This is a genomic window from Psychrobacter sp. DM4, assembly GCF_051307035.1.
Classification (GTDB): Bacteria; Pseudomonadota; Gammaproteobacteria; order Pseudomonadales; family Moraxellaceae; genus Psychrobacter.
Genome location: NZ_CP195536.1, coordinates 2,781,213 through 2,798,495 on the forward strand (window position 1 = coordinate 2,781,213; position 17,283 = coordinate 2,798,495).

Below are 17,283 nucleotides of genomic sequence, written 5' to 3' on the forward strand. Positions count from 1 at the left end.
TGATACTCTCCCATTTGTGATTTTTACCTTTATAAAAGTACTCTGTTATAGGATTCGACGATGCCCCTAGAAGCCATTGCTATTAATAGTTTGGATGCAAAGCTAATCAAGAAGCCTGCCCGCGATAATGAATTAGCTGAACGTTTGCAAGCGCTCTATGATAGCGACGATAGTCAACCAGATGGTAAAGCTATCTTAAACATTATTGAGCAAGGCTTTAAGCGCGGACAGTATCTGTATGTCGGTATGTTCAATGACAAGCCTATCGCTGCGGTGGGCTGCTTTGACGACGGGCAAACCGATGCCAAACGTTTACAATATCTGACTATTCATGAGCAAAATCGTGGCCGTGCTATCGATGCTAAGTTTATCAAGCTGGTTTATGATGCGGAAGTCAAAAAAGGCGTGCGCCAGTTTGTCCCTGTAGATAGCAACATTCATAAGATTATGAACGACTATGAGCTACTACGCGTCAAAGACTAACTGCGCGTCACAACTCGAGTGAGTGGTTCTATTTGCTCATATTATAGTAGAAAAGGCAAAAATGACTTGACACTAGCGCGTATATTTAGTTTAATAGCGACCTCAACGAAGACGGCTCGATAGCTCAGTAGGTAGAGCAACGGATTGAAAATCCGTGTGTCGGCAGTTCGATCCTGCCTCGAGCCACCATTCGTTAACTTCATTCAAAAAAGCCCCGAACAGCTATGTTTGGGGCTTTTTTATGGCTGGTAATTGTTCAAAATAGACACTCATTCATAACACTTTTACGCTACTTTCCATTATGACTTGCTCAGTATACTGATTAGCACTACTGATAAAGGGTACTACGATAGGAGCGTTTAGATGAGAGAGTTTGATTATGATTTAGACTATAAGAATTTAGATCTGCGCGCGCAGCCTGAGTTGTATCGTGTGGGGCGAGGTGAGCAAGGCGTATTACTCGTAGAACCCTATAAATCTGAGATTCTGCCGCATTGGCGCTTTGCTACGCCTGATATTGCCACTGAGAGTAGTGAGACAATTTATCAGATGTTTTTGGACTACTTAGCAGATGATGACTTTGTTGGTGCGGATATGGCGCGCAAATTTATTCAAATGGGCTTTACCCGTGCTCGTCGTTACGCCAATCACAAAGGCGGTAAGAAGTACAAAGGGGCGGTCCCTGATGATAAAAAAGGTCAAAGTGGCGCGCATGGGCGTGATGAGTTACCTCGTCAAGAGCAAGACCCAGTCAAAGCAGAATCAGCACGTATCTTTAAAGTGAAGTGGGACGACTGCCGCGCTAATGAGGACTATCTTAGAATGAAAAAAGAGCATCGCGAGCGTTATAAAGAGATAGAGTAAGACGGACACGTCAACAACTAATACTATAAATAAAAGGTAACACAATGGATAAGCAACTTTTAATCTTTGATTTTGATGGTACGTTAATTGACAGCGTTCCTGACCTGGCAGATGCGACCAATACGATGTTAGAAGAGCTTGGCAAACCCATCTACTCGCTGGATACTATTAAAGAATGGGTCGGTAATGGCTCACGTTTACTGGTCGAGCGTGCGCTAGTCGGTAAAACAGAAGTTGTAGCGGGTGCGTTGACACAAAAAGAGGCAGATCATGCTGAATCTATATTTTTGGAAGCTTACAATAATATCAGTGATAGTAAAACAGTCGCTTATCCTGATGTCGATAGCGGGTTGCGCCAGTCAAAAGATATGGGCTATACGCTAGCATTGGTCACTAACAAGCCGATACGCTTTGTTCCCAAAATACTAGAGAGCTTCGGTTGGACGCCGCTGTTCTCAAGCGTGCTCGGCGGCGATAGCTTATTGGTTAAAAAACCTGATCCTACCCCATTGCTCCATACTTGTCAGACGCTAGGTTTTACTGCTGAACAAGCATTTATGATTGGCGATTCTATCAATGATATGCTGGCAGGTAAAAACGCTGGCATCGATACTTTAGCGCTCTCTTATGGCTACAACTACGGTCAAGATATTCGGGACAGTCAGCCTACTCAAGCATTCGATAACTTTGCAGATTTATTGACTTATTTGGTAAAAGAAAAAGTCTAGTTGATAGCGTCATTTGCTACGGTAACTGAGCGCCTCAGACACATGAGCACTCGTAATATCGATACTATCAGCGAGATCTGCGATAGTACGCGCGACCCGCAATACCCGATGATAGCCGCGCGCTGATAAATTTAAACGTTGCTGCGCCATCTGTAGTATCTTTTGCTCGCCTTCCCCTAATTGAACATGTTCATCAAGCTCGCTGGGACTTAGCTCATTATTGACCTTATTTTGCCGTGCTAACTGGCGCTGATGAGCCGCTGACACTCTGGTTTGCACTTGCTCCGAGCTCTCTCCTGCTTGAGCGCTTTGTAGGTCAGCTATCGGTAACGCTGGCACCGTAATATGCAAATCAATGCGATCTAACAAGGGTCCTGATAGCTTGTCTTGATACCGCTTAATCTGCTCAGGACGGCAGCGACAACGTCCTGATGCATCACCATCATAACCGCAAGGACAAGGATTCATCGCGGCCACCAGTTGAAAATTGGCCGGAAAGGTCATTTGAGAGTTGGCGCGGCTAATGGTGATTTGTTTGGCTTCTAGTGGCTGGCGCAGTACTTCTAATACCGTACGCTCAAATTCAGGTAACTCATCAAGGAACAAAACCCCTTTATTAGCAAGGGTAATCTCCCCAGGTTTAGGTCGTGAGCCGCTGTCAATTCCAACAATAGATGTCATAATTAAAGTATTTTTTTTGGCCTAAAGCATATTATTGCCTAAATTAAATGTCAAATATTACCAGTAATAGCTGTCATAATCTTACAAATTACCAGAAATAGGTGTCATAATGTTCAAACATCAAACCCGTAAAATAAAACCGACAAGAAGGAGTGTTTCAGGTGTCATTTCTTATAAGAAAAAGCCGCTTGCTTACGAATCGACTTTAGAAAGAGACTTTATCATCTATCATGCTTTTCGAGAGGATGTTAAGAACATAACCCCTCAGCCTATAAAGATTCCTTTTACTAAAAATGGTAGAACCTATCATTACACGCCTGACTATTACGTGGAACTAGATGCTAAATCAGGTAAGTCGTTTATTGCAGAAGTTAAACCTAAAAGTGAGTGGCAACTAAACTGGCGTGATTGGTCTGATAAGTGGAAAGCAGCTAAGCGATATTGTCAGGGGGAAGGTATTAGGTTCATCATATTCGATGAGGATAGGATTCGGCATGATGCCCTTGAGAATATCAACTTTCTGAGGGCTTATGAGTCCATAAGCGTTAGTAAGGAAGAGATTAAAGTAATACTTGCTGATATCAAGCAGCGTGGTATTACCACTGCTGACTACATCTTGGCGAGATACTTTAAATCGGCACTTTATCGGCCTGATGGGCAGGCATTAATTTGGCACTTAATGGCAAATAAACAAATCGGGTTTGATGTTTGGAGCGACGTTCGAGACCCGCAAATGGAGGTCTGGCATGTTGAATAACGAAGTAGTAACCAAACCAATAGGGTTAAGAATGAGCACTCATTTCGATACTAGCAGTCCATATAGCCGTGATCATATTCAAATGGTGCTAGGTGGCATATATCGTAATAAAACCGATGACGATGAATACCAGCTTATCGAATATCTTGACGACTTAAATCAGGCGGTGTTTAAAAATTTAAAAACACTGAGTAATCAGGTTTTATCCATCCATGACTTTGATAACGTAACAGATGGTGCAAATACCTCGTTTGTCATTGACCTTAATGACATTGGTGATGATGAGTGGCAAGAAGCCCAAAAGAAGCACCTAGCTATTACCCCACTCATTTTGGAAGACGACTGGTATGGTGAGGATCACTATCGAGGTGAGCAAGGCTATATTAGAAGAGCCGAGGAAGTAGGTGTTTCTACTCGTACTCTTAGACGATGGGTTAACGCTTATCAATCAACAGGCTCAATTGGCTCTTTAATTGACCAAAAAAGAGGGTGGAGAAAAGGGGCTAAACGTCTAGATGACGATATAGAAAATATCATCAGCGATATCATTAATAATTTTTACCTTACGGTTCAAAGACCTAATGTACAGGCTGCCATCAGAGAGATCTTTAGGCGTTGTCACTTAGAGGGGATCGATAAACCTAGTAAGAACACCATCCGTAACCGTATCAGCGAGATTAAAGAAAAAGATTTGTTGCGCGGGCGTGGTCAAAGAAAGCGTGCAAAACAAAAATTTACCCCTAAAGCAGGTCAATTCCCTGACGCCAACTACCCTCTTAGTGTTATTCAGATCGACCATACACCAGTAGATTTAATACTGGTTGATGATAAGCACAGAAAGCCTATTGGTAGGCCATTCATTACAGTGGCTATTGATGTTTATAGTCGCATGGTCACAGGCTATTACATATCATTAGATGCACCATCTGTTACCTCAGTAAGCATGTGCATCTCACGAAGTATTTTACCAAAAGATGAGTTGTTACTTGAGTTTGGATTATCCGATATTAAATGGAATGTCTTTGGTGTGCCCAAAAAGATCCATGTTGATAATGGTTCTGACTTTAGAGCCCAAAGTCTGCAAAAATCTTGCGCTTTTCATGGTATTAATCTTGAATTTAGACCAGTAGCAAGACCTGAATACGGTGGTCATATTGAACGATTGATTGGCACTATGATGAAGCGTGTCCATGAATTGCCCGGCACTACCTTCTCTAACATTAAAGAAAAGGATGAATACAACTCTGAAAAACATGCCAGTTTGACCTTGCATGAGTTTGAAATGTGGTTTCTTACCTATGTCACGATGGATTATCACGAAAGCATACACTCAGGTATTGATCGCAGCCCTAAAGAGCAGTGGCGCATAGGTATATATGGTGATGGCTTTGAAAGTGGTGTTGGATTGCCATCTATTCCATCAGACCCTCATACACTAGTACTAGATTTTATGCCTAGTATTGAGCGCACTATTCAAAGAAATGGCGCAACAATAGATGGCTTGCAGTATTACGATGCTTGTTTAAACAACTTCATTAATCATACTGATGATAATGGCAATAAGACTAAATTTATCTTTAGACAAGACCCAAGGGACATTACTAGAGTGTGGTTTTACGACCCTGAGTTACTTCAATACTTTCCTGTGCCGCTGGCAAATCAAGTTCTGCCACCCATTAGCCTTTGGGAGTATAGGCGCGTTTATAGGCAGGTGAAGCAGGAGTCAGGAACCGTCAACGAGGCACTAATATATCGAGCATTGCAAGATATGCAAACGCTCGTTGAAGAGTCCAAGAGTGCGACTAAGAAAATGCGTAGAAGTGAGCAGCGTAAAAAAGCCCATACTAAATCCCAGACGATGTACGGCAAGTTGCAAGCAGATGAAAGTATAGAGGTAGATGTATTGGACACGTTGCCTGAATCAACTAGGGTTTTAGGTAAAAAAGCAGTAGAGGCAGGCGGTGATGAGTCTGACGATAATGGTGACTTATACTTTGAGGATATTGACTGATGAGCGAATCTCCATATAACCACATTCATGAGAAGTTTAGGCATATTGCTCATCTACCCGATAAACAGAGGATTGAATTTATCCATTCTCCAAGGTGGGTGGGTTACAACACTGCCAATCAGGTTATTGATGTGATGCAAGGGCTCATGAATCATGTGAAGCAGCATCGTATGCCAAACTTGCTACTTATTGGTGATTCCAATAATGGCAAAACCACAATCATAAATCGATTTTATGACAAGTTTGGAGAGAATTATACGGCTGATGAGGAATTAATCATTCCTCTAATCAAAATACAAGCACCCCCGACTGCCAGTGAAAAGGATCTGTACATCTCTATTATTGAGGCGTTTCAATTGCCGTACAGACCCACCGATGCTGCTAGTAAATTAAGATATCAAGTCGTTAATGCGTTTAGACACACCAACGTCAAAATGCTTATTATCGATGAGGTTCATTCAATGCTCACAGGTACTGCTAGACAGCAAAGATCGATCATGAATGTGATCAAGTTCTTATGTAATGAGTTGCTTATGCCTATCGTACTATGTGGCACTAAAGACGCTATTCGTATTCTACACACAGACCCGCAACACGCGAGTCGCTTTGATGTTGCCGAGCTTTCTCTATGGTCAAATGATAAAGAATTTAAACGTCTGGTTGGTAGTTTTGAGAAGATTTTACCGCTTAAAAAGCCCTCTAAACTTATTGAGACTGAAAAAGTTAATCTGATATATAGCATTAGCACAGGCAACCTTGGCGATGTTAAACGCTTAATTAATGATTGTGCTATTAGCGCCATCGAATCAGGTGAAGAAGAAATCACTGTTGAAAATATTAGGGGTAAGTCGTGTCTGAAACCTACCAAAGGGCTACGCAAAATTATTGGGTAAAACCACTGACTTTTGCAACACCTTTTTTATATGGCGAGAGCTTAACGTCTTGGCTGGTACGAGCCGCGCTTAAGCATGGGTGTAGTCCTTTGACCTTTACCTACTATTATTGGCCCCAGTATCGGATATGGACGTATGATGCTGACAAAGGCTTTAGTCACTTCGATGGACAAATCACCTCGGATATCGCGATATTAACGGGTCATAACGTCGATACTTTTGATGATCAGATATTAATTGATTTCTCAGAGGATACGTCTATTAAGTCAGACAACAAATCACCCCTGCAATGGACAACCCCTTTATCAAAACGCAACCGCTATTCAAGACTAGGCTATCCCTACTGTCCTGATTGTATGGAGGACGATAAGGAGGCTTACCTTAAATTGCAGTGGCGCTTTACATGGTCTGTTTGCTGCACTAAGCATAAGACTTTCTTGCAGGTGAATTGTGGGCACTGCAATCAGCCCTACCAACCCCAGCTTTTGAGTCCAGAACAGCGGTTTATCAATCGCTGTCACTCCTGTCTTGGCAAGATGGATCAGGCTATATCAAATGCTATACCTAGCGAGGCGCTTCATAAGTTTCAACAGCTTGCAGATGAGGCTTTTTACAGTAAGCAAGGTATCGTCTTAGGCCAAGTTGTTAGTATGGTTCAGTGGTTTGAGCACCTGTTATTTTTAATTAATTTGGTTAGGCGAGGTCTGAAAAACCCTAACTATATGTTTGGCAAGCTTATAGCTGCATTAGGGATTGATACCGATACCCTATCCCTACCTAAAACAGCGCTTAGATTTGATTTTTTGCCTGTTGGTGAGAGAGTGGCACTGCTTGAATGCGCCTATCGCTTACTACAGGTAGATGCTAATGATTGGATTAATGTCTGCTTTGATCTTGATATTACTCAAAATAGCTTTCAATGGTCAAAAAGTACGGTTACCCCTAAAGCTTTTAGTGAGGTGCACGACCAACTTCATAGAGTACCTACGCGGAGTTATGGGGCGCAGTCAGAGGATATGAAGCCTGCCTCACCCAAGGTAGTAATGGCGTCATGGAATAGACTTAAGCGCAAGATGCAAATGAGGGATAGTTATGATAAACATAAAAAAGGCTAAGCATCAATGCGACTCCTGCGGTAATAAAGATGTTGAGATAAAAAGACGCTATAAAGATGATACTTACTGCGCTAATTGTTATCGGATATGGTTTATCAAAAAGCCTTGCAGTCAGTGCAGCGAGATAAATCGTCTGCACAAAAAGGAAGATTTTGCCGTCTGTAGAGCTTGTCGTATGAATCAGCCTTGTACTCGCTGTGGCGGCGAGGCGGTTAAAGATGGGGCTAATACTGAATACGGGCGCGTGTGCCAAACCTGTTATCAGGGCTATTTTAAGACCAAAAAAGAGTGTTTTGAGTGCGGTAAGTTTAAAAGAGGGGTTTGTAGCTATTCAAAATTGTCTCATGATCATGGGGTATGCGTAAGCTGCTACCAAAGTCATTTTAGAGAAACTTGTCCTCTTTGTCACAAATATAGAGAGCTTGTCACTACTGATACAGGTGTTATGTGTCACAAATGCCATGAGTTCGGTGAGATACCCTGCGAGAGTTGCCACAAGCTTATGCCTGCTGGTATGGGTAAAAGATGTGATAGTTGTTATTGGTCACAGAGACTTGAGCATGAGGCCAAGATTAATACTTACCTTTTGACTGATGGTGTGATGAGACAAGCTTATACTGCTTTCACAATATGGTTCGAGACCGAGCTTGATAGCAAGACTGCTGTGCTTAAACATAATAATTATATCGATTTCTTTGTTCGCTGTGATGAGCTATGGGGCAAAATACCAAATTATGAGTCATTGCTACAAGAGTTCAAGCCTAACGGCCTACGTGTGTATCTAACAGCGCTACGATGGCTGATTAAAACCAAGCAAGTTGTGGTAGATCCTGATGTCAAAAGTCAGATTGCAGAAGAAGAGCGTATCGTGAATTTACTGGCTAAATTTGATGGCAAAGCGCCTCACTGCATCAGTGATTATCACAATTATTTAGAGCATAAGTTACTTAATGGTGAAACATCGCTTAAATCAGTCAGGTTAGCCTTGCAGCCTGCAATAGACCTATGTACTCAGTTTAGACTTGAAGGCTCAAATACGCCAATTCAGGAACAAATAGACGGGTATTTGCTGATTAAGCGAGGTCAACGTAATGCGCTCTATGGCTTCGTGATGTTTTTGAATAGAAAATGTGGGTCAAGCCTAGTTTGCGTAAAACCCTCTAAAGATTCAGTCTTAAAAGCCAATCGAGGTGAGATTGAAAGGCAGATGATGGCGCTCAGTAACCAGCCTAAGCCATTGTCGGACAAAGATAAGTTGACTTGGTTGCAGCTTGGTATGGCTTATTTTCATCAAGTAAATATTCAGTTAAAGATACTCAAGACATTAACTATCCATCCATGCGATGAAGAGATGTCAAAAATAATATTTAATGACAAAGAGTATTGGTTGCCAATACTCTAAAATTAGCTCTAAAAACTAAAATATGTGATTTCATTCACCTGAATATTCATATACTAACCTTTGTAAAGATTGCATTACGTATTCTATTTTTAAAAAGCGACCAAATGCAAAATTTTGTAGTACTCTATATAAGAACTTTCGATGGTTATTGTCGCTGCATACAATCATAAATCTTAAAACGAGCTTCGCAAGCCTATCTTCTGCAACTAAACCATCAATACTTTTTATAGCTTTTGTCATACATGCTGATATTGCCTGCTCTATTATAATACGATGTACCTTATTACCCTGCACACCATACATATTATTTACGATTGAAGCTTCTAGGTAAATCTTACCAATTAAGCTGTTATGAACTATCCTTTTATTGAATCCTATAAGTACTATGTTTTTCATTAAGCTTGCCAATAATGATACCGCTATTTCAGAGTCGGGAAAGTTTATAGTCGTATCGTTCAAAAGGTTCGTAAGTATAATTAAATCATCTATTTCCTTAGATAGCTCAATAAGGTCAGTTAAGTAATACTGGAAATAAAGTCCGTAGAAAGCCATGTATTTTAAAGCGTTTTTTCTATCATCAAACGTTAAATATTTTTCATCAGTAAATTTCATCACTAAATGATGAAGGCTGATCAGATTACATTCAGTGCCAGTTTTTATAAATCCGCCGATAACGGAATCTAGGCATAGCCAAGGTATTTCGTGAGATAGTGCAATTTTTATGCTACTGAAAACAGAATCACTGACCAATCCTAAGTTTTTGACCTCAGAAACGATAGTTGGTAAATCAAACTCCTTAGGTTTTTCTATAATAGAGTTATCTAGCAGTGTTTGCAGGGCACAAATTAGTTCGCCATGAAAATAGTGAGTGCTATTAGAATTGATTGTGCTAACTTGACCTTCGTATTCATTAATTCTTAGAAAACTATCGTTAGTTACATTACTTATCCAAAGCCTAATTGCTCTGTCTGTTTCTTCACTGACGTAAATTGATGTTCCTAAAAGGAGCATGGATTTATACAAGTTAGTCACACATAAATATAGTATGCCGTAAATATCAACTGTTAGAGCATTGAACTCTGTTATATCGCTATACGACTTAGTTAAACACTTGTTGGCGTTTTTATTTAGCAACAGGCTATGTACTATTTCTACTTCTTCCTTAACCATACTACTTTGTATAGCTTTCATACCTTTTACATAGAGAGGTAAGTCAGACTTACGCAAGAACTCTTCAATACTCTCTTCAATAGGGTTATCTTGCTTAATTTTTTGTAGATAAGCACTCAAATCTTCAAGAGGGCTAACCTCACTTAATTTAATTTTTTCAAATAACGGTTTAGGGTAATTGTGCTGTGATTCATCAACAATTTTCATAGCAAGATCGTATATAGTGGCACTAACAGTCTCACGTTCTAAAAGTTTAACCGTTTCTAAACGGTACTGAGCTTCGCCACCTATATCTAAATTATTCAACTTTTTCCCAAGCTCACTTTCGATGCTAATTAAATCTTTATGTATGGCTAAATTACTATCGACTAATAGCTTTAAATATTGTTTGCCATCTATCTCATAGGTAACGCCTCCATAGACGTTTTCAAAAACTTTGTCCTCTTCAAAGTTATTATTAACGCGACTGCTAAAAGAGTTTAGATAGAAATTGGTTATTATAGGGGCGCTTTTGTACGGGTTATCTATGAATAGTTTGACTATAACAGCTTCTATAAAGTCAAAATCTATAAAGAAACCAACTTGGAATAGAAAAAACTCAAACTCATGTTTATCTAACGAGAATAAAGGAGTAGGAATACGAGATAGTTGCTGTTTTGCTAGCTTTGGATCTTCTCCACCTTCCATACAGCTTAATAAATATTCGTGCCAAACATACAAACTCTTTTCTTTGTCAATAAACTTATTATAGGTTGTTTGCGCTAGCCCGTACTTACTGGATTTCAAGTAATATCTGGCTTGAAATAAATATAAGTCATGATTCCATTCGTTATCCTGAATCTTAGACAACTCTTTAGATAAGGTATCAAGCTTATCTAAGCGTAATAAGGAATGTAAATAATATAAATTAAGCTCGCTATTAACGCTTAAATCTTGGCATAAAAAGTTTAATATCTTATAAACAGTAACCTCAAATGACTTTCCTAAATTAAATAGATTATCGCACCATGTCTTTACCATGTATGGGTTTAACTCTTTAAGGGATTCGCCACTTTCCTCAATAAGATCATTAAGGTATACTCTGTATTCATTTTTCTTTATTTCGCTTTCAAAGCTAATAAAGGACAAAAGGATGCTCTTTATAACATTAGAGTCAAAATCATCATAAACAATTATTTCATTACAATTTTCCAGCCATGCTTTCAACAAATCTAAGTCTATATTTTTGTGTAGAATCGCTCTTACTAAAGAGTTCATTTCGTCTTCAACTAAACCCTCATTCGATTTTAATTTAAAAACAATTGACTCAGGAATGAAAAAAGGTTCTTCGTCTTTTATCTTTTTTAAGGCATCTCCCATTTTTTCATCAAGCTTACTTATATCGCCTTGAAACTTTAGACTTGCAATTTTAATCCCATTCAAACTAGTAGTAGCCATAGCTATTTTAGTAAGTGAAATTAAAATATTAACAGCTAAAAGCTCCAATTCTAGCTCTTGCTTCATCGATATAATGCTTAAAAATCTATCAGAAACACTCTCTATTTTTCGGCTTGTATCGCGATTAATATAAGAGAAAGGTTCTTTTTGAGAGAAAATAATGCTGTTTATCTCAGTTGCTATACTCCAATACTGTATATTTACGGTTTGGTTTGAATTTGATATCTGTTTTAAGACAATGTTAGCCTTTAGATGCTCATTTGTTCTAATGAGGCCTTGAGCAAGATAAAAGAGAAGATAGTCGTCTAGTGTATATAATTCATTATCTAGCCTCGTCAAAAGCTCGTGTTTAGCTGAAAAATATTGATCATAAGCTGCCAATAAATAATATTTAGCATTACTACTAAATCTAGTATAAGCTCTCAAACCATTGTCAATGTTGTCTTTAACTATGGTTTTAATCAGTAAGTATTGGTATATTTCAAGATAAGGAGAAGGTTTATTAGACAATGCTAACCTTAATCTATCTGTGGGCATTAGACTATTATTCTCAAGAGAGTCTATATAAATCAATAAAATATCAAATAGTGTTCCTACTTCCTCAATTGGCTTGTGCAAACTTTGATAAGGTAGAAGTTTATTTTTAGCATCCTCAAATTTTCCTGTAATACATGTAAGCATTACATCATGCACTATTTGATTTATATCAATAGGATCTAGCGAACCTTTGACGATGTTATATTGGTTTTCAATGTTGTTAATAATCTTGTCTCTGCCAACATTGTCACCACCTCCCAAATGCTCTTGATTAACTGCCATCAATCTTGTCTCACAAAAATTACTATGTTAATAATTAATCACCTTGTCACCTCCAACGTTATCTCCACTTCCTTTATGTTTTTGTTTTATATTTTTCACTGTTTGCTCCTGATGAACATTGACTATTAAGCTTTGGACTGTAGGATTCTGTTGTAGTTTTCTGCATATTGCTGCCTCACTTAAGTCCTCTAGCATACTGATTTCGTTTATTTGCTTTGCTAAAATCTCAATGTCAGAGTCATTAATGAACCATCTTTTCAATTTATCCTTCAAGGTTAGAGTGGAAACTTGAATACCATTTTTGACTAAATCATATACCATGCCTGATAAAACTGTCTCGGTTAAATATTCCATTTTTTCACCTTTTTATATTAGTTTAAGCAAAAACTCTACGCGACTGGCATCATCGCCTTTACCCATGTAACCATAAGCCTTGTCTATAACCTTATCAAGCGCATTATGATCTTTGGTTAGCTCAGGGTAAGGATCAATCATATAAATATTGTAAAGCTTAGCGCGTTGGGGCATCTTTACTGCCATCTTGGTGGTGCTTACGAGCGTCTAAGATAGCTTGAGCATCTGATCCGATAACATCTTTGACTTTTACTGTTTTAACATCTCTATCCTTGGCATCAAAGGAATATGGAAAATTGTTATATATAAATCATACACACCAATATAATCTGTACCCTAGCAAAATAAGAACTTACTTAGATACAAACTTAAAGCTACCACCACCTTTCCACCCTACGGACTTGGTAATCCCATCGAAATCAAGGTTCTCTACAATTGAATTAAGCCTTTTAACCACAAGACTTGCAACTTGATCGCCTATTTCAATACCTATATATCTTCTGTTCATTTTATGAGCTACTGCAACAGTAGTGCCTGAACCTAGAAAACAATCTAAAATCAAATCGCCCTCTACAGTTGAGATATCAAAAATCTTTTTTATTAGCTCCTCAGGCTTTGGTGTGTCAAAAACAAGATCATCTGAAAATAACTTTAAAATATGTTTTTTTGCTGACTTACTCGTACCACACTCATCAGCTCGCCAGATTGTCTCATGCGAGGCGCTTATTGATGACAAGTCTAAGAATTTTTTTATTCTAGGTACACCAGAGCCATCTCTACCGAACCACACGTTTCCTTTTTTTATTTCAGCTTTCATTTTCTCTTCATTATGAGCCCAACACCTACCTTTTGGTGGGTAATGCTCTTTTCCAGAAGGTGCTACAATCGTATAAAACTGACTAGCCACAGCATGTCCTGCCTGTACATTAGCTGAAACTGATTGCCATCTACCTCTAGGGTCATTATCAGGGTTTTTATACCTATCAATCATATCTTCTGTTGCTTTAGCCCTATTAGCGGATAAGGTAAACTTTTTAATATCAATACAATAAACCAATATGTACTCATGATTATTAGAAAATAATTTGCGATTTTCTCTAGTGGTTCTATGTTGCCATATTACTGTTGTTAAATAATTCTTTGCGCCAAAAACACTATCCGCTAACAAACGCGCATGGTGAACATTACCATCATCAATTGATATCCAAATACTACCGTCTTCTGTTATAAGAGGTTTAAGAAGCGCTAACGTCTTTTCAAGGCTTGACGACCAAGTTTTATGCTCTTTATTGTCGTTATAATGGTCATATACCTCACCGTTGTTATAAGGTGGATCTATGTAAACACACTTTACTCGACCCTCATAATCCTTACTAATTCTTTTAAGGACTTCAATGTTGTCTCCTTGAAAGATATAATTACCTTGGGAGTCATGGTGATCTATATTTTCTAATTTATTCGACATTCATAATATCTCAAGAGAAAGTTATGTCATACATTCTATACTAGAAATGACATGACATTTAATTAGAAGGCTTTAATATTAGGCGCTTACCGATTAAAACGTCATCTATTGACGCATAGTTAAATTTGGCATAATTAGCTAAAAAGGTGGTAGCATTCAAAGCCATCATCGAAGTAACATTCAGTTTTAGTAATTAGGAAGCTCTTTTCAAGCATCAATATTCCATTTAAAAGGTTAAATTATTTTGTCTCTCTCCACCAAAAATGCTAAAAAAATAACCGCGCCTAACTATCTAGGTAGCAAACTAAGAATGATGGATGACATCCTACCTATTTTAACAGATGAGACTAATGAGGGTGAGTGGGTATGCGATCTCTTCTCAGGTTCAGGGATTGTTACAGCAGCGCTATCAAACTATCGCTCAGTCATATCAGTGGATATCCAAAACTACTCTAATGAATTTATTAACGGTTTTTCTAGCCCTTTAATAACATTGAACGCCGAGGCTTTTTTGAACGATATTGGTCAAGAATTTAAAAGGCTATGCCTTTTGGTTCCGGATCTACTGCAATATGAGGATAGACTGTTGAATGACAGTGAGACTATATTTGAGTTGGCAAATTTTATAGAAAATGCCTCGTTTATTAGATACTCGCATAAAGATTTTTCTTCAAAATCTGAAAACCTCGATCAGATCATGCTTGACGCAATCAGTATTTTAGGTGATAACGGAGTGAAGGCGGAGGATATTATTGCTACATGGAATTTTGGCGGTGTTTACTTCTCTTTTAAGCAATCTCTATTCATCGATAGTATATTGAATACCATTAAGAGACAAAATTTAGAAAACATTAAATCTACTGTACTGGCATTAGCTTGCACCTTAGTTAATACAATAGGTAAACAGTTTGCTCAGCCTTTGAGTCCTTGGGACAAAAACGGTAACCCTAAGAAAAGCTTGTTTAAAAAGGCCAATTCAGACCGAGGGTTGAGCGCGAAAGATGTGTATATAAGTATTATGGAGGACTACTTAAATCAAACTCCAAGCCAATATAATGTACAAAGTTGGTGTATGGATTTCAAAGACGCGCTTAATTCATTACCGAGTCAGGTAACAATGGTTTACGCTGATCCTCCATACACTAGAGATCACTATAGCCGTTTTTATCATGTGCTAGAGACATTATCTTTAGGCGATATACCTGAAGTAAGTACTGTTAAAGTGAGAGATAAAATTAGTATAAGCAAAGGGCTCTATCGAAAAGATAGGCATCAATCAGCATTTTGCATTAAATCCCAAGCTTTTGATGCATTTGATGACTTATTTCGCATAGCTTCTGAAAAACAAATAAAAGTACTCCTTTCGTACTCTCCTTTTGAGAATGAAGAGCACCCTAGAGTCATGAAAGTTGAAGAAATTATAAAAATCGCTAGTAAATATTTCGATAATTTTGAAGAAACTATAGTTACAAAGCTTAAGCACAACAAGCTAAATAGTAACTCCAATCACTTAAATAGAGGCCTTCCAGCAGAGCTACTTCTTTTATTCACAAACCCTAAAGGTTAAACAGCGTTGATGATAGGCTGCCAAAACGCATCGAGGTTTCATCTTCAAAATATTCAAAAAGTGTAGTGGGTTCAATTAAATCACGGTGCTCATGAAAAGGGAATGTTAAGCGACATTTTCTTTGAGTGCTCCCACCTTTCTTGATCCAATTATCATCGACCCAAGCTTTTAAGGTCTGATAATAATCATGTTCAGGCATGAACAGTGAATAAATAAATGTTCTTTTTCCAACATTTATAAATATTGCTATTGGGTCACCGTTCTCTGGGTAGGCTAAACCAGCGGCGGCTGATAGTTCTATGCGGTAATTTTGACTGCTGACAGCTACGCATGGACGATACTCAATACTTTCAAGATTAGTGGTTACAGGATTAACGTGCCTTAAAATTACTTGTCTTGCACTAGTCTCCAAGCTCGCTTCAAAGTAATTAAGATAGGTATCTTTATTAAAATTAGCTTGTTTCCATCTATTACCAGATTTTGGTATTTCGGCAATTAATACTTCAGAATCTGCGTTAAAAAACCATCCATCAAAACCTTCATTTTTAGTAAAATTTCTTTTTTGCGGATGATTATAAGGCCCTTCTGCACCATCTTTGTTTCTTGAACGAGCTCTTTTACGTAATTCTGCGCCTATACTAAACCTTCTAAACATTCTGTCGTTTATTCTTGCCCTTAAGGCAACTGTCTCATCGTGTAACGGCTTTAAATTATGATGCGCGACCTCTAACCAGTTGTTCCAAGTATAAATAGTCTCTATTAGATTAGTAGAAGAAAGGCTTACTGCTGTGTAAGCTTCTTGGTTTTTCCTAATAGCACTCATAGTAAGGTTGTTGGAGCCTAGTATCAACCATCCTTGAGAGTGGTCTTCGTTGGCTAAAATACAAAATTTGGGATGAAAAATTCCACCGCCAGTAGTTTGAATATAAGCTTTTATATTGAATAATTTATGATCGACAGCTTTCAAATGTTCTATGCATCTAGTATTTGTTATCGAATCAACACCTATGATTAAATTTATATTTTTAACCTTTTTTTGCTGAGCTATTTCATTAAACATTAAGTCAAAGCCGCCAGATGTAACGAATGCATAAGCACCATAAATTGAAGTAATGTCGCTCAAGTCGATACATCCTCTTAATACTTCATCTAGTGTGAGAACATCCTTAAAGTTCTTATCTTGAATATTTAATAATTTCAACATACTCATTAACCATCCTTTTTGTTCTAAAAATATATCCACATATTTAGAAAATTATTATCTCCATTGTGTCAATCTGATCTTTCAATAGATGTCACTACCATTAGAGTATTAGCATTGACAAAACTCCCTACCGCAACGCTTCACATGCAATCCCATCCTTGTCACGGTCTAAGCGCGTATATCCTGCTTTTTTTGCATTAAAATAAGCCTGAGCTTCCGCTTGGCTACCAAAGTCAGCACATACCACTCCTCCTGCATTGGCAGGGACAGCAGTAAGTAATATGATAGACGAGACGGCACAAACAATAATATTTTTCATAACTTAGTCCTTTA

General features: G+C 38.2%; 15 protein-coding genes, 1 tRNA gene and 1 pseudogene. 10 read left to right on the forward strand and 7 right to left on the reverse strand.

The genetic code is table 11. From position 1 onward, the window contains the following. Nucleotides 1-60 precede the first annotated feature (60 nt). The 4 genes from ACR64G_RS11925 (at nucleotide 61) to ACR64G_RS11940 (ending at nucleotide 2,075) form a co-directional block, all read left to right on the forward strand. Nucleotides 61-483: a hypothetical protein gene (locus tag ACR64G_RS11925; protein WP_435979491.1), complete on the forward strand. Its 423-nt coding sequence runs from the start codon at nucleotides 61-63 to the stop codon at nucleotides 481-483. A gap of 113 nt (nucleotides 484-596) precedes the next feature. Beyond that, nucleotides 597-672: transfer RNA gene (locus ACR64G_RS11930), tRNA-Phe, on the forward strand. A gap of 174 nt (nucleotides 673-846) precedes the next feature. Then, nucleotides 847-1,347 (forward strand): DUF4385 domain-containing protein, encoded by a 501-nt coding sequence (locus ACR64G_RS11935; RefSeq protein ID WP_435979492.1) that lies wholly within the window; start codon nucleotides 847-849, stop codon nucleotides 1,345-1,347. A 44-nt stretch (nucleotides 1,348-1,391) separates the two neighbouring features. After that, entirely contained in the window at nucleotides 1,392-2,075 is a 684-nt protein-coding gene (locus tag ACR64G_RS11940) for a phosphoglycolate phosphatase (RefSeq protein WP_435979493.1), read from the forward strand. Nucleotides 2,076-2,084: 9 nt separating this feature from the next. On the opposite strand, the pseudogene ACR64G_RS11945 reads toward ACR64G_RS11940, so the two are convergent. Continuing rightward, a pseudogene (locus tag ACR64G_RS11945) lies at nucleotides 2,085-2,732 on the reverse strand (ATP-binding protein); the annotation flags it as partial. Nucleotides 2,733-2,865: 133 nt separating this feature from the next. Between ACR64G_RS11945 and ACR64G_RS11950 the strand changes: the two are divergent. From ACR64G_RS11950 to ACR64G_RS11970, 5 genes are all read left to right on the forward strand, one after another. Further along, nucleotides 2,866-3,513 carry a TnsA endonuclease N-terminal domain-containing protein gene (locus ACR64G_RS11950; RefSeq protein ID WP_435979494.1) on the forward strand — a complete coding sequence of 216 codons (648 nt, stop codon included), beginning with the start codon at nucleotides 2,866-2,868 and terminating at the stop codon, nucleotides 3,511-3,513. Then, entirely contained in the window at nucleotides 3,503-5,524 is a 2,022-nt protein-coding gene (locus ACR64G_RS11955; protein WP_435979495.1) for a Mu transposase C-terminal domain-containing protein, read from the forward strand. Before ACR64G_RS11950 ends, ACR64G_RS11955 begins: the two co-directional genes overlap by 11 nt. Further along, nucleotides 5,524-6,417: a TniB family NTP-binding protein gene (locus ACR64G_RS11960; protein ID WP_435979496.1), complete on the forward strand. Its 894-nt coding sequence runs from the start codon at nucleotides 5,524-5,526 to the stop codon at nucleotides 6,415-6,417. Before ACR64G_RS11955 ends, ACR64G_RS11960 begins: the two co-directional genes overlap by 1 nt. Beyond that, nucleotides 6,375-7,532 (forward strand): TniQ family protein, encoded by a 1,158-nt coding sequence (locus ACR64G_RS11965; protein WP_435979497.1) that lies wholly within the window; start codon nucleotides 6,375-6,377, stop codon nucleotides 7,530-7,532. Before ACR64G_RS11960 ends, ACR64G_RS11965 begins: the two co-directional genes overlap by 43 nt. A gap of 175 nt (nucleotides 7,533-7,707) precedes the next feature. After that, entirely contained in the window at nucleotides 7,708-8,934 is a 1,227-nt protein-coding gene (locus ACR64G_RS11970) for a hypothetical protein (RefSeq protein ID WP_435979498.1), read from the forward strand. Between the two features lie 30 nt (nucleotides 8,935-8,964). On the opposite strand, the gene ACR64G_RS11975 is transcribed toward ACR64G_RS11970, so the two are convergent. The 4 genes from ACR64G_RS11975 to ACR64G_RS11990 form a co-directional block, all read right to left on the reverse strand. After that, entirely contained in the window at nucleotides 8,965-12,360 is a 3,396-nt protein-coding gene (locus ACR64G_RS11975; RefSeq protein ID WP_435979499.1) for a hypothetical protein, read from the reverse strand. A gap of 27 nt (nucleotides 12,361-12,387) precedes the next feature. Further along, on the reverse strand, nucleotides 12,388-12,714 hold the full coding sequence (gapS6a, locus tag ACR64G_RS11980; protein WP_435979500.1) for a GapS6a family protein: 327 nt from the start codon (nucleotides 12,712-12,714) through the stop codon (nucleotides 12,388-12,390). Nucleotides 12,715-12,726: 12 nt separating this feature from the next. After that, nucleotides 12,727-12,888 (reverse strand): type IIL restriction-modification enzyme MmeI, encoded by a 162-nt coding sequence (locus tag ACR64G_RS11985; RefSeq protein WP_435979501.1) that lies wholly within the window; start codon nucleotides 12,886-12,888, stop codon nucleotides 12,727-12,729. Between the two features lie 178 nt (nucleotides 12,889-13,066). Beyond that, nucleotides 13,067-14,179 (reverse strand): site-specific DNA-methyltransferase, encoded by a 1,113-nt coding sequence (locus ACR64G_RS11990; RefSeq protein ID WP_435979502.1) that lies wholly within the window; start codon nucleotides 14,177-14,179, stop codon nucleotides 13,067-13,069. A 244-nt stretch (nucleotides 14,180-14,423) separates the two neighbouring features. Here ACR64G_RS11990 and ACR64G_RS11995 point away from each other — a divergent pair, with 244 nt between their 5' ends. Then, nucleotides 14,424-15,746, forward strand: a complete 1,323-nt coding sequence (locus tag ACR64G_RS11995; protein ID WP_435979503.1) for a DNA adenine methylase — start codon at nucleotides 14,424-14,426, stop codon at nucleotides 15,744-15,746. Here the strand turns inward: ACR64G_RS11995 and ACR64G_RS12000 are convergent. Both ACR64G_RS12000 and ACR64G_RS12005 read right to left on the reverse strand, forming a co-directional pair. Beyond that, entirely contained in the window at nucleotides 15,736-16,956 is a 1,221-nt protein-coding gene (locus tag ACR64G_RS12000) for a phospholipase D family protein (protein ID WP_435979504.1), read from the reverse strand. The genes ACR64G_RS11995 and ACR64G_RS12000 overlap by 11 nt on opposite strands. Before the next feature lie 121 nt (nucleotides 16,957-17,077). Continuing rightward, nucleotides 17,078-17,269 (reverse strand): excalibur calcium-binding domain-containing protein, encoded by a 192-nt coding sequence (locus ACR64G_RS12005; RefSeq protein ID WP_435979505.1) that lies wholly within the window; start codon nucleotides 17,267-17,269, stop codon nucleotides 17,078-17,080. Between the last annotated feature and the right edge of the window lie 14 nt (nucleotides 17,270-17,283).